This is a genomic window from Microbulbifer maximicatervae (SeqCode), assembly GCF_052467825.1.
This window is the reverse complement of the sequence record NZ_CP174327.1, coordinates 2,831,255-2,845,568: the sequence shown is the minus strand read 5'-3', so window position 1 is coordinate 2,845,568 and position 14,314 is coordinate 2,831,255. Positions and strand designations below refer to the sequence as shown.

Here is a 14,314-nt window from a genome sequence, read left to right as displayed (position 1 = left end):
ATTCTTAGACTCCGAATCTCGCTACCCACAACAGGGTAAACAGCACCAAATTTAGCCCCAGGTAGAGAGACAACATACGCCTGACACTAATAAACAGGTAAACCAGACTTACCAAAGTGAGCCAGACAGGTGTGATCAACCACATCACGAATTGACTTTTATCATCGACCACTACATCACCGGGGCCCCACAGAGCAATCAAACCAGCAACGGCAACTGCAATGGGTAATCCCAAGAAAATTGCACATAGGCTTTTTCCCCACCAGTGGGGTTTATAGCCTTCTAACCCTTTTTCAATTCTCTTCTTTTTCTTTACCAAGACTTTGCCTGGCTTATCCAGCACTCCGCTAAAAGGCAGCAGTCCCAGCGCTAACATAAAAGTGCTAAGAAGCGTAAAGGAAGCTGACATTGCCGAAAAATTTTGGTGGAAAAGCCCCCAGGAAATGACAAGGAGCGCGAAGCTGATGAGAAGAGCGGGGTAAAACTGGAGTGGTCTCTGCTCACGCCACTGCTGATTGGGACACCCTAAATAAAAGACAGAAGACGCAAGGACACAACTCAATAGGCCGAGTCCCGTTAAAACTGAGGAATACATTTCTAGTTTCACTTAAGAGTTAGAAGCACTACCACTAAAGTGGTAGAAAATTGTTTGCCAGGCACTGATCAATCGGTGCAGCTAAGCCGTTGCCAGACGAAATAATAGTGAGAGTTTATTGCGGCAATCCCCTATTTGCAAATAAGAATGATTAGCATTATATTCACCGCCGATCTTCCTTGTCGTCCTGACTTCTTTACCTTGCTAGGGATTACGCTATGTACAAACGCCACCTGCTCAGCAAAGCCGTTTCACTCACTATTCTTACTTCGATTGGAGCGACTGCGATCGCCGCAGATGAGAACAAAGAAGAGTATGCGCCGCAGGCAATGGAAAATGTCATTGTTATTGGCGAGAAAACAGAGCGCTCCCTCAAGGAAACCACCTCTTCGGTATCCGTAATTACCGAAGAAACCCTGAATAGCATGCAACACCTGAGCATCACCGATGCGGTGTCTAATATCTCTAACGTGGTGGTACTTTCCGGCGCTACTCCGGATATTCGCGGTGTGTCCGGTAACGGTTCAGCCACCGGCTTTAACTCCTTTACCGGTGGTGCCAAAGCCCGTGTCTCCACGTTAATTGATGGTGTCGCCGAGCCATTTGTCGCAGACCTCACGGGTGATTCCGGTATTTGGGATGTAGAACAAATTGAAGTATTTCGTGGACCCCAGTCCACCAGCAATGGCCGTAACAGCATTGCCGGCTCTGTCTATATCAAAACCAAAGATCCCAGCTTCGACTGGGAAGGTGCTGCTCGCGTAGGTTACCGCGACCAGGACGGCTATATCGATACTTCTGGCATGATTTCCGGCCCAATTGTTGATGATACCCTCGCATTTCGGATAACTGCTCAACAGCTCACCGGCGACACACTGTCTAATGCTGAAGAATATGAAAATAATCCTGCTGATTTCGACCTAAATGAATTGGAAACCCAGCGACTAAAAGGCAAGCTGCTGTGGACTCCCACAGAAAAACTGAAAGCGCTCGTGGCTGTATCTACCAATAGCGAAGAAGGTAATACGGGGCGTATCTACTATACCCTGGACGATCCCTACGAATATAAGCCTGCTTTCTATCGCAATATGGATACTGAATCCACCACGACTAGCGTCAAAGTGGATTACCAGATCAACGATGATACCTCCATCGAAGTCCTCGCGGCCTATATGGATTATCAGTGGGGCTTTGACTCCTATGAAGAGGAAGCTACTGACCAACAGTATGTTCGTATGGACGAACAGAACATCACGCTCGACGCAAAACTGAACTTTGGCCTCAACAGTGATAGCTTGCACGGATTTATCGGCTTTGCTCACTTTGAAAGAGAGCAAGAATTTGACAGCACTGGTAGTACCATCTATTTCGGTGATGATGAAAGTACCTCTACTGCTTTTTATGGCGAAGTCACTTATGCACTGACTGATAGGCTGAATTTAATCAGTGGTCTACGCGTAGAGCAGGAGGAACAGGACCGTTACTTTAGCTTGCTATTCTTCGGCGAACCCAAGGACGACTCTCTTGATACCGACGAGACAATCGTTCTTCCAAAAATTGCACTGCAATATGATCTTACCGAAAACACTGTCATCTCTGCTAGCGCTCGAAAAGGATACAACTCAGCCGGTGGCGCCCTCACTTTTGACTCGGAAACATTCGAGTACAACTATTATTATTACGATGAAGAGACCGTTAATACCTACGAGCTGGCTCTGCGCAGCTCCCTAGCAGACGGCACCATCAACATAACTGGCAACCTCTTCTACAACGAATACTCCGGCTATCAAGCTCTCAGCTCTGCCCGTAGAATCGTCAATATGGATAGCGTCGAGACTTACGGTGCGGAAGTTGAAGCTATTGCTATGCTAACCCCGCAGTGGGAACTCCGTGCAGGTCTAGGCCTGCTAGAGAGTGAAATTACCGATGCCGGTACGGATTATATAGATGCGAATGGCAATGAACTCAACTCTGCCCCCAATGTCACCGCAAACTTGGGTACAAAGTATTGGTTTAATGATGCACTTAGTGTAGGTATTTCAGCCAATTATGTAGCTGAGTACTATGGTGATTTCGCCAACACTGAAGAAAGAGTCGCCGGTGACTATACTCTGGCCCGATTGAACGTGAACTACGAAGGTGAAGATTGGAACATTGCAGCGTTTATTAACAATGCCCTGGATGAAGAAGCCTATACAAATAGAGAGCCAGCTGGCCGCAGCTACCCAGACGGCTACGCTGCAATTATTGACCCACGTAATTTTGGTGTATCCGCTACCTATCGCTTCTAAATAGCGACGTTATTACCTGCTAAAAATCCGGCCCTGAATGAGTTTATCTCACACAGGGACCGGAATTCCGATATCGTCCTAAGCCTCGCCCTACTGCACAATTATTACCATATTGCTGTTTCCAATCTGGGAAACATTAGCATTTTGAAAATCGTTAACCTGGCTAACGGTAAACATATTTAAGTTACCCTGCTGTAATGCCGTGGCAACACCATTCGCTCCGCTTTGGATAGTCGAACCCATATTAGTCAAACCGATCTGAGTGGTACTTGCCAAATTAAAGCTGCCAGATTGAGCGTGGATAATAGTGTTAAATTCATTTTGCTGACTAATAGCACTGGTATTATTATTATCTGTTTGATTCACAGTAGCATTATTACTATTTCCCAACTGACTTAATGTGGAAGTGTTAGTGTCGGATACAAATTGCGACACGGTAGCCACATTCAAATTCCCTTGCTGGGCAGTTACCGCCGAGTTCGTCGTGCTGTTGGTTTGAACAACCGTACCGGTGTTGTTGTCACCCACTTGATTAATAACTGCTGTATCAGTAGTACTACTCGACTGTGTAACAGTGGCAAAGTTAACCAGATTGAACTGATTTATAGTTGCAACACTGGTTGTAGATGCCACCTGATTAATTACGCCAATATTAGTATTCCCATTTTGAGTAATAACGGCAGCCACAGTATCAGATGAATTTTGAGCAACAGTGGAAGTATTTAAATTCCCTGTTTGTATCTGATTAACTGTGCTTCCGGTATTTCCGTTTACCTGAGTGGCAGTGGCTGTATTAGTGTCTCCAGTCTGGGTTTGGCTGATAAAGTTAAATGTAACGGTTGGATCACTTTGATCTGCTGTCGCGTTATTACCTACTCCATTTTGGTTCTGAACCGCAACATTGTTGGAAGCAAAAACACCCTGACTTGCAACAGCAAGCAGGACCGCAGCCGCCAACGGGGCACACCTTTTCATATTTATCTCCTTAGAATATGAAATGTCGCTAAATTAAGATTCTTATACTGCATCAACACACAAAATTAATTAGCACCATATGCAACAACATTAAGAGAAAGCAATTTACGATCAGCTGCGCTTAATTTTGCTAAAACAAACACCAGAACTTCAGCATTTATGCTTATAAACTCTCGCTTCTCAAGAACTCAATCCCCAATTTCCTTCAGGAACACATGCTTGATGCTGTGTTGAGTCTTATCCCCGATAGCACTTTCAGCAATAGGAGAATAGTGCGGAAAATATAGGAAGAAAGTTCCCCTCTATTTAGAAAATAGCGATACCGTGGTCAAACTATTATTTTTAGCGCCATCACCATACACATACGGAGAAACCTCTCAAACATACCCTCCGTTAATATCAACCAAATCACAAACCACCTAATAAAATCACGCACTTACCAATTAACATACCATCAAAGAACAATCGTAAAATCATTACGCATATTTAGACCAAAGAGCTAACTTCTATACTTACCTATAAAAGCACTAAATAATGAAAACCCAACCCTCCAGCACATACTTCAACCACATAATCAATCAATAGAAATTGATCGCTAAAAATATGAGAGTAAGTTCCTATTGCCATTAACCAATTAAAGACCAGACTTCGGGATATTTACGCTATATCAATCACTTCAAACAATCACAACAGGAATAGATCAATGAAGTCGATTTTAAATATCAAAACATCAATAATCGCAGCAGCAGGCTGCTGCTTAATGAGTGCATCGGGTATAGCCTTAGCCGTAAGTTGCGGAGACACGATCTCTACTCCCGAAGTATTAGATACAGATATATCTAACTGCGCAGCCTCACCAGCCATCACAATAATGGGCCCCACCGGCAGCCTCGACCTCAATGGATTTTCACTATCCTGTGATGGTCTGGCTGGCACAGGAATTCTACTTGAAGGAACTACAGCCGTACTTATTAATAGTCAAGCATCCAGTGGCATCATTACATCATGTGATATAGGCATATCTGTAGAGGGCAGCGGCCTCCACAATGTCATCGGCGTTACAACACAAGAAAATGGATCTTTGGGAATGTCAGTCAGTAGCAGCCGCAATATTATCAGCGGCTCGATCAATGACTTTAATTTTGGCAATGGCATTATTGTTCTCGGCGACTGGAATAGCTTTTCTAAAGTAAGTGCCACCAGCAATGGGGAAGGTGGCATTATTATCTCCGGAGACCACAATCAAGTTTTCCAAAGCACCGCCAGAAACAATACTTTTTCTGGAATAGCAATCCAAGATGCAAATCACACCAGTATTATACTTAATACCACGTCAAGTAATAATGAATACGGTATTTCAGTAAGTAATTTGGGACAGGTAGGCAATCTCATCACAGGAAATACTGCTGAATCCAACGACATAGATGACCTATTTGATGATAATACACCTGCCTGTGTAGGAACCACTTGGTACGGCAACATTTTCAGTTCATCAAATGATGCCTGCATAAACTAGACAAAAAATACGGGATTCAAAGCATTAAATTTCTACCCTTTGAATCCCGTATAAAAACAGGCAACTTTTAACTATACCTCACCTTTGAGAGTAAAGCCCCATGAAAAAACCAGCCTTACAAACCAAACTCCCTTTACTCTAAACCAGCCCACACTGACCAACTGAGAATTTCTTAGGACTAAATATGAGAGCAAAAATCTACAGTGGGAACAGCTTTTCATTCATCACACTAGCTGCAGTGGCCAGCCTATTCGTAACCAAAACCGCATTAGCCGTAAACTGTGGCGACACCATTACAACGGCAGAGGTATTAGATAGCGACATTACAAATTGTGCTGCTGACCCCGTCATTACAATCATTGGACCAAATGGTAGCCTCAATTTAAACAATCACAATATTAGCTGTATCGGCGTAGGAACGGGAATCTTTCTCGATGGTATGTTTGCAAATCTTACCGGAGGAGAGGATTCAACCAGCACCATCAGTAATTGCGGTGTTTCGCTTCGTTTTCAGGGGGATGGATTTCATTTTGTAAGCGGCATCAATGCAACTGATGCCTCTATGGCCGGAGTGATTATTCAAAGTACCCATAATATTCTAACAAACACCAACTCCAGTGATAACAACGGTACAGGCATAATAATATTTGGGAGTGATAATACACTAAACCAAGTTACCGTTGAGGAAAACACACTTGATGGGATAATAACATTCGCCGATAGAATACTGATATCCGACAGCCAAGTAAGCTCTAACGAGCCAAGCGGCATTGTTATTCAAGGCTCTGACGACAGCTCATTTATTCAAAATACATTTAACTCTAACTCGTCCTTTGGCATGTTCGTAAGCGGGCTGGGACAAACGGGCAATCAAATGATCGGAAATACCGCTTTAAATAACGGCTCTATCGACCTGGTAGATCTAAATGGTAACTGTGCCGGAGCAACTTGGTTAGGAAACACCTTCGGTTCAGCAAATGAGGCCTGTATTGAATAATTTCACAACCTCAACTCGCCTGCAGGCAAACACTAAATTGCCTGCAGGCCTATCAACTTATCGTAAAACACTACTAATTTGACGTAACACAATCTCCGGAGGTAGTTGCATCAGGGGAGTTCCCAATCCAGCTATTTAAACAGGGGGAACTATTATTATCCTGCAGATCAAAATCTATATTGCTGAAAACAGTATTCCCGACAATCACATTGCCAGACTGCCCCAAAAGTTCCAGTAAGATTCCAGCAGTATTCGCCCCTCCGATCCCACTCATTGAGACGGTATTTTGGGCAACCGTATTGCCATCTGCTTTACCAATCAAAATACCATTTAAAGTGCTTCGACTGATATCATTGCTTACAATAAGGTTTCTACTACCCTCTAATTGAATGCCGTTCTCTAAATTATCCAGGATAGAGCTAGAACTAATTGTATTGTTATCACCAGCTATAAATATGCCAGTGCCGTTGTTTTTAAATATCCCTGATTGAATAATAGAGTTAAAGCTACTATTAACAGAAATCCCTGATATATCTGCTCCATCTACTCTGATTGTCTGTATATTGTGAGATCCAGCTCCATCTATCGATATCCCGATATCACATAGTGTTACCACACCATTTGATAGGAAAGCTGAAACGCCATCAATCTGGATACCAACAGCAGAGCCATCACACCTAAGAGTGAACTCAGCCATGTCCAGGCTACCCGCAGGCCCCATTATCGTTAGCGCGGGTTCTGTTGAGCACACAAGGTCCTGATCAAGTACTTCAGGTGTAGTAATTGTGTCACCGCAGTCTACTGCAAAGGCGGAATTACCCAAAGCAATATATAAAACGCCCGGCACCAAGAGATGTCTAGCGGCTCCTCTAATTTCTAACTTCATACAATCCTCCTTGAATCAACTTAACAATCTAATCCTCAGCTAACCAAAAGGATGACCCATCAAGCGCTGACAAAATAACTATAGGATATATCCCCTGTAACTTTAGGTAGCCTCACCACCCAAAGATTACATACAAAATAAAACTCACGGCAAATTAGAGCTAGACATAAGACACCTTAAGAAAAGACTTTAGCCACATCCAATAGGGCTTATGCGGAGCGAAGATATTAATTAACTTTAGAGATCTGAAGGCAAATAATGAACTGCCTCCAGATCCAACTTTATCACCAAGGTAACGTTATTGTGATGTTACACATTCACCAGAGGTAGTCGCATCAGGAGAATTTCCTATCCAGTTATTCTCACAGGGTGCAGAGTTGTCATCTTGCAAGTCAAAATCCACATTGCCAGAGACAGTATTGCCTACGATATTGTTTCCAGTCTGGCCAAATAGCTCCATTAAGATTCCTGCAGTATTTGACCCTTGAGTGCCATTATTCTCCACCGTATTCTGGCTGATAAGACAGCTACTGGCGTTATTAATTTGTATTCCAGTTAAAGTATTATCCGATACTGTATTTGACGATATTATTGAACTGCTACCATCTACCTGTATACCCGTTATTTCATTTCGACTTATGTCATTAGAAAACAGATTATTTGTTCCCCCCGCGATTATAATACCTGTACCTGCATTATCCGATATATTTGATATGGTTAGCGTATTATTACTACTAACAAACTCAATACCAGAAGAAGTATTACCAGAGGTGTTCAGGCCGAACAAATTATGAATACCGGAACCTTCTACAGAAATACCTGTATTGCAATTAGATACAAACCCATCCTGTAACACCCCGCCCGATATTATGGCCGCAAAACCATCGACCAAAATTCCCACTGTAGTTCCATCACAACTCAGCGTATAACCATTCAAATCCAGATATCCGGTCGGCCCAGTTACAGTCAAAGCCGGGGTAACATTGCAGAGCAAATCTTGATCCAGTATTACCGGACTGGTTATGGTGTCTCCGCACTCAACAGCACCATTTGCTAGTGAACACAAAGATGCAGACAATAAAGAAGCCGCCAAAGAAGTTATCAATGCCTTGCTTATCACAGATCGAGATATAAAGCTCACGAGAGTCCTCCCAAATAAAGCTCAAATACAGAAAAGATATGTCATGCTGATTTTGAGTCAAAAACTGGTAACAGCCATGGGAAATTTGTCCGCAAAATTTAGTAAAATAGTTTAAGCGGGGAATGGAGCATATTGATATACAAGCTACAGGAATATAAATTGTAAAAGATAACACCACTACCGAAGCCACCATAGTGGCACTATCTTTTTATATCCGTATATTTCAATCCAGGCAGCTAGGATCTACAGTATCAAAAGTATTATTTCGCCATAAATTTGTACCATTGCAGGGATCACTGTTTAAATCTTGCGCATCGAAATCTTCATTGAGAATCCCCACATTTAAAATGATCAAATTATATTGCTGATCAAAATCATTCATTAAGATTCCTGCCGTTCCCGCACCTGAAGTGCCATTATTTTCCGATGCATTTTCAACGATCCAGCTATTACTGGAATCATTAATCTCTATTCCTGAGCCCATATTCTCAAAACAGAAATTCTCTGTTATATATGACCGATCACCATCTATCTGGATACCACTCAGGGTATTTTCCTCAAAAGTATTCTGGAAGACATTATTTCTCTCCCCACTAACAATCAGCCCAACCCCTGTATTTTCCTGAGCGGTACAGGCTGTCATATAGTTGCTATTGCTCACTAATTCAAATCCGGCGCTGGCATTTTCCGTGGTCGATACCGCTTGAATATTATGGAATCCATCTCCATTCGCTAAAACACCCACCTCACAATCTGCAACCTGCCCTCCTCGAAGTAGCGCAGCACGCCCCTCTAACAGCACTCCAACTTCACTACCATCACATTGAACCTCGTACCCGGTCATATTCAGGCGTCCATCAGGGCCTATCACAGTTAAAGCAGGGCTGACATCACAAGTGAGATCCTCATCCAAAGTAACAGATGTGGTAATCGTATCCCCACATTCAACATCATCCGCAATCACTGGCTTGGAAATGGAAATGTTGGATATCCCGATCATTGAGACAATGGCGATTTTATAGAGACTTGAACGAGGGAGTTTCATCAAATTTTTCCTTAGCGCTGTGTTCGTTATTCATAGTCCAGGGTCATGCCTAGGTGATTTTGATCCAGCATTAAGAAAGAACCATGAGAAATTATTCCTAATAAAATGGGAATTTAGTTTGGGTTTTATGTTTAATATGCGCCAATACGGCTACGATTTTATGGATTTTATTAAAGAAACGAGAGTTAGGGAGATGGCCAAATGATGGAGTGGGCGTCGCCCCTGCTCCATCATTTAGTGGATAAGAATTTAGGCTTTTGGCCGAACGGCTTTGATATCCTGATCTGCAGCCCAGTTAAGAACGTCTTCACGACGCAGCGCCGTTGCCATCAGGTCCGGGAATTGATCCGGTGTACAGACAAAAACCGGAGAGCCTATCGCAGCAAAATCTTCCGCCAGCGACTGGTCATAAGATGGACGCCCATCATCACTGAGTGCCAGTAAGGTAATCACATTTACATCCTGGCGAACAAGGTTAGCAACCCGTGCTTTTAACTCCTCTTCATTCCCCCCTTCATACAGGTCGGTAATCAGGATTAAATGCGTCTTGCCAGGCCGCTCAATTTTATCCTCACAATAAGCCACCGCCTGGTTAATGTCTGTGCCACCTCCCAGTTGTACGCCAAACAAAACGCTGACCGGGTCTTCCAAGTCCTCAGTGAGATCGACAATTGCGGTATCAAAGCAGACCAGTTTGGTTTTCACTGCCGGTATTGAAGCCATTACCGCTGCAAAGATTGAGCTGTATACCACCGATGTCGCCATGGAACCGGACTGATCGACACATAGAATGACTTCATCCAGATCCGCAAGCCGGCGGCTTTGTCGCATAAAGCCAATCAACTTCTCAGGCACCACTGTGTGGTAGTCATGTTGGTAGTGCCTGAGGTTTTGCTGGATGGTTCTATGCCAGTCGATATCAGCAAAGCGCGGCCTGAAACTGCGTTTTGATTTATTGACAGCTCCCCTAACCGCTTCTGTGGTCTTTCGCTCCAAGCGCTCCATCAGCTCGTCGACCACTTTCTTGATGACCTGGCGAGCAGTCTCAATAGTCTTTTCAGGCATCACTGAACGCAGACTAACCAAGTCTGCGACCAGGTGAACATCCGCTTCAATCGCCGACAAAAACTCGGGCTCCATGAGCATCTGCTTGAGGCCAAGGCGCTCAAACGCATCACGCTGGACAACTTGTACTACCGAAGTCGGAAAGAACTCGCGGATATCACCCAGCCAACGGGATACTTGCGGAGACGAGCGGGACAACCCGCCTCGACCTTTTTTACCAGACTCTGAGTCTCCGCTGCCATAAAGCGCACTTAACGCTTGGGACAAACGCATATCCCGCTCAGAAAGCCCGGACTCACCTTCATCAGCCCCTAGCACCAAGCGCCAACGGCGTTCCTTTTGCTGGTCTTTATCGACCGTTATCTCATCAGGTTGTTGCTCTTCAGACACTTCGTTTACTGCGCCCATGTCTTGTCCTTCTGGATTAATTTGCCGATACGCAATAGATGCTCTGACCACAGCGGCAAAACTTCGGGATTAATGACTTTGGATACCGAGTGGTTAGATCGGGCACCGAGTACCAGCTCCATCATGCGCCGACGCTCCATCGCATCTAGACTGGAAAATACGCGTCGGAACAAAGGCAAATACTCGATAAATATTTCTTCGTCCAGATGCAGCAACCAGCGCTGTACCGCTCCCATCAATACCGGGTCGTACAGCAGGCGCTCAACCGCTTCAGCAAAAAAGCCCTCAAAAAATCGTGCTGCATCGGCAGTAGCTACCGCTGGAGACAGGGATTTTTCCAGCAATTGCTGTAACCGATGTCCATCAAATCTTTCAGCCTGATACAAAAGACGCGCACAAAGACCGCTGACCTGTAAACTGGAAAGAGAGCTGTCTACCAGTTGCTCGAAGGCTTGCCACCAGTCCTCCATAACTTCATCACCCAACTCTGCCAATTGCAGTGCCTGGTGAGCGCTGTGAATACTGTTTCGCAGCCGTAGGGACTCTTCATCGTTAAGATTGCGACAGGCGTACGGCAGGGCCAGGGCAGATTGCATGGCTAATCGTTCTACCAGGCCGGCAACTTGCTCCAACGCTAATTCTCGCGCGGTACCATAGCGCTGAACCTGGATTAACGCCGGCAGGCTGTCGAGAAGCTCGATACCGTCACTGGCCAGAGCCGCTCTCTCGGCCAATCGCTTCAGGCCCGCTTCAGAAGCCCGGTGCAACTGAGATTCGAGGGACAGCAAAACCACTTCTGCTAATTTGCCCAAATGACTCTCAGCGGTGATCGCCTCGATAAGTTTATTGTTAGCCGCTTGCTCAATGGTGGAACCGTAAACTAAGTTTTCCACCAACTTAACCGCATACTCCGGCTGCCAGCTGAGCACCCAGTTTTCCCGGAAAGTACCTCGACTTTTTCCGGTATGGGAGGGTTTACCCCAAGGCACTTCCAGCACAGCAAGACGATGCAGTAACGTAGATTTATTCAGGCCAATATCACTGCGTAAATCCAGGGAAACTTCTTTATCCAGGGCGGTGGGCTTTAGCTTGATCTTTTTCTGCCAGCGCTGTAGATCCTCCAGCAGGGGCACCAGTGGGGCATCCTCGGGGATAGCCCCAACTTGCTCACCCAGAAGCAACTCTCTCTCTACCTGTTGCCAAATAAGACGCTCGCCAAAACAGAGGCAGGCCACAGCGGCTTCAATAATTTCTTCAAACCCCGGAGCTGGACGATTTCTAACGGCAGCCAAACTGCGGCTCAGGCGCACGGCTTCAATAACCGAAGCCGTAGAGACCACTTGCCCACTTTCGCGCAGTGCGCGCACCAGCCGCCCAAACCAAAGCTCCAGCCACTGCTCGCCGGTGCCCTCGCGCCAAATATGCTGATACCACATAGGTGCAGCAACCCCAGCCCCGTAACCGGAAGCCATCGCCAATCGCGGCGATGTCCAGGGAATCCAGGTGGTTTTCACTTTGCTCTTGGGCAATTTCGCCGGCAGCTGTTTAATCAGTGCGCGGTCATCTTTTGCTGTGTGCTTTTCACGAAATGCCGGTAAGTGCCAGGCCCCGCAGACTACAGCGACCTCACCTTCCACCCCTTTCATTTCTTTGGCAATTTCCAGGCGCATATAGGCTTCGCGCAGTAAATCCCTTTGCGATAACGGCGCGGTTTCAGTTATTTCTCCGCGCAGCGCGGTCATCGCCGACTCTACCCGGGAAAATATCTCCGCACTGCCATCGTTATTCTGCTCGATCAGGTCATTCCACCAGGCCTCACCATCTTCATAACCCGCCAGCTTCGCCAAAAGGCCGATAGGATCAGAAGTATCAGATGGTGGCTCTGGCTCGCCTGCCACCGCAGGGGAATCAGACTCTCCGCCGTCTTGCTCTGTTTCAAGGCCCTGGGCTTCAGATTGGAGTAACTGCGCCAGCTGGATATTAATGGGCAGATCAATGAATTTAACTTCTACCCCCTGTTGTACAGCCCATAGGCAGGCCTGGTACTCAGGGGAGTATTCCACAAACGGGTAGTAAAGGCTGGAGCCGGGCGACTCTGCGGCATAGCCGAGTAGCGCTACCGGCGGCTGCATCTGTGCGCTAGCCAGCAGAGGCAGTAATTCACTGCAATCAGCGGGGCCCTCTATCAATACTTTTTTTGGCTTCAGCTGATCCAACGCGGCGACAAGGCGCCGCGCAGAACCGGGCCCGTGGTGCCGAATACCAAAATAATGACAATCCACCTTGGACACGGGATATCCCTTACAGTACTTCGTTCATGGTGTGGTAGTAACCGGCAAAGTCACGGCGCTTTTTCAGGACCGTTTCCAAATACTCTTCCAATACAGCTTTATCCTGCACTGGATCTTTGACAATGGCGCCGACCAAATTACTGGAAAGCTCTTCTGCACTGAATTTACCATCGCCAAACCAGTTCGCCTGGCTCAATCCACCCACCATTACCGCAATTGCCTCAGCCGTAGACAAGTTACCGGACGGTGTTTTCAGAGTTATTTTTCCATCGAGTGTTTCACCGCCGCGCAGCTCGCGGAAAATGGTCACTATTTTCTCGATCTCTTCGCCGGCATTTGCCGGTACTGGCAACTCCAGGCTCTCACCCATCTCTGCCACGCGGCGAGAAATAATGCTGACCTCTTCATTCATATCATCGGGCAACGGCAATACCACAACATTGAAACGTCGCTTTAGTGCGGAGGATAATTCATTAACGCCCTTATCGCGGTTATTGGCTGTTGCGATTACATTAAAACCGCGCTGCGCATAAACCGCATCATTCAACTCGGGGATCGGCAGCATTTTCTCTGACAGCACGGTAATCAATGTATCCTGAACATCAGAACCCATACGAGTCAGCTCTTCCAAGCGACACAAGGTACCCTGCTCCATAGCGCGATATAAAGGCGTTGGCACCAGGGCTTCTTTGCTGGGGCCCTTTGCCAGTAGCTGAGCGTAGTTCCAGCCATAGCGAATCTGGTTTTCGTCGGTGCCCGCCGTACACTGGATCACACGGGTACTGTTGCCACAGATCGCCGCAGACAGGTGTTCAGACACCCAGGACTTTGCCGTACCCGGCACACCGAGTAACAGCAGTGCTCGATCGGTAGCGAGGGTGGCAACAGCAGTTTCAATCAAGCGGCGGTTGCCGATATATTTTGCACTTATCTCAACACCTTCAGCCGTTTTTCCGCCCATCAAGTACTTCACGACTGCCTGCGGAGACAGGCTCCAGTTCTCTGGTTTTTTGCCGGTGTCTTCTGCTTTTAAGGCATCCAGTTCTGATTGGTAGGTAATTTCAGCGGGTTGACGAAGTACGTCACTCATGGGGAATCCTTTTA

At 46.0% G+C, this 14,314-nt stretch carries 11 protein-coding genes; 3 read left to right on the top strand and 8 right to left on the bottom strand.

Translation table 11 applies throughout. The features are described from left to right. Positions 1-4: 4 nt before the first annotated feature. The gene (locus ACJJII_RS12625; RefSeq protein ID WP_444916425.1) at positions 5-376 is read right to left on the bottom strand and encodes a hypothetical protein; all 372 of its coding nucleotides are present in this window, start codon (positions 374-376) and stop codon (positions 5-7) included. Positions 377-813: 437 nt separating this feature from the next. On the opposite strand from ACJJII_RS12625, the gene ACJJII_RS12620 reads away from it, so the two are divergent. Next, the gene (locus tag ACJJII_RS12620; protein ID WP_444916424.1) at positions 814-2,886 is read left to right on the top strand and encodes a TonB-dependent receptor; all 2,073 of its coding nucleotides are present in this window, start codon (positions 814-816) and stop codon (positions 2,884-2,886) included. Between the two features lie 90 nt (positions 2,887-2,976). Here ACJJII_RS12620 and ACJJII_RS12615 read toward each other — a convergent pair whose 3' ends face one another. Beyond that, positions 2,977-3,843, bottom strand: a complete 867-nt coding sequence (locus tag ACJJII_RS12615; RefSeq protein WP_444912402.1) for a hypothetical protein — start codon at positions 3,841-3,843, stop codon at positions 2,977-2,979. Positions 3,844-4,564: 721 nt separating this feature from the next. Between ACJJII_RS12615 and ACJJII_RS12610 the strand changes: the two genes are divergently transcribed. Both ACJJII_RS12610 and ACJJII_RS12605 read left to right on the top strand, forming a co-directional pair. Continuing rightward, the gene (locus ACJJII_RS12610) at positions 4,565-5,377 is read left to right on the top strand and encodes a NosD domain-containing protein (protein WP_444916423.1); all 813 of its coding nucleotides are present in this window, start codon (positions 4,565-4,567) and stop codon (positions 5,375-5,377) included. A gap of 184 nt (positions 5,378-5,561) precedes the next feature. Next, positions 5,562-6,374 carry a right-handed parallel beta-helix repeat-containing protein gene (locus tag ACJJII_RS12605; RefSeq protein ID WP_444916422.1) on the top strand — a complete coding sequence of 271 codons (813 nt, stop codon included), beginning with the start codon at positions 5,562-5,564 and terminating at the stop codon, positions 6,372-6,374. 73 nt (positions 6,375-6,447) lie between these two features. Here the strand turns inward: ACJJII_RS12605 and ACJJII_RS12600 are convergent, their stop codons facing one another. The 6 genes from ACJJII_RS12600 to ACJJII_RS12575 all read right to left on the bottom strand — a co-directional run bounded on the left by ACJJII_RS12600 (position 6,448) and on the right by ACJJII_RS12575 (position 14,300). After that, positions 6,448-7,260 (bottom strand): NosD domain-containing protein, encoded by an 813-nt coding sequence (locus tag ACJJII_RS12600; protein WP_444916421.1) that lies wholly within the window; start codon positions 7,258-7,260, stop codon positions 6,448-6,450. Between the two features lie 298 nt (positions 7,261-7,558). Then, on the bottom strand, positions 7,559-8,401 hold the full coding sequence (locus ACJJII_RS12595; RefSeq protein ID WP_444912399.1) for a right-handed parallel beta-helix repeat-containing protein: 843 nt from the start codon (positions 8,399-8,401) through the stop codon (positions 7,559-7,561). Between the two features lie 223 nt (positions 8,402-8,624). Then, entirely contained in the window at positions 8,625-9,446 is an 822-nt protein-coding gene (locus ACJJII_RS12590; RefSeq protein ID WP_444916420.1) for a right-handed parallel beta-helix repeat-containing protein, read from the bottom strand. 249 nt (positions 9,447-9,695) lie between these two features. Then, the gene (locus ACJJII_RS12585; RefSeq protein ID WP_444916419.1) at positions 9,696-10,919 is read right to left on the bottom strand and encodes a VWA domain-containing protein; all 1,224 of its coding nucleotides are present in this window, start codon (positions 10,917-10,919) and stop codon (positions 9,696-9,698) included. Next, positions 10,907-13,210, bottom strand: coding sequence for a DUF5682 family protein (locus tag ACJJII_RS12580; protein ID WP_444916418.1), 2,304 nt, complete (start codon positions 13,208-13,210; stop codon positions 10,907-10,909). Before ACJJII_RS12580 ends, ACJJII_RS12585 begins: the two co-directional genes overlap by 13 nt. A gap of 10 nt (positions 13,211-13,220) precedes the next feature. Then, entirely contained in the window at positions 13,221-14,300 is a 1,080-nt protein-coding gene (locus ACJJII_RS12575; protein WP_444916417.1) for an ATP-binding protein, read from the bottom strand. Positions 14,301-14,314 lie beyond the last annotated feature (14 nt).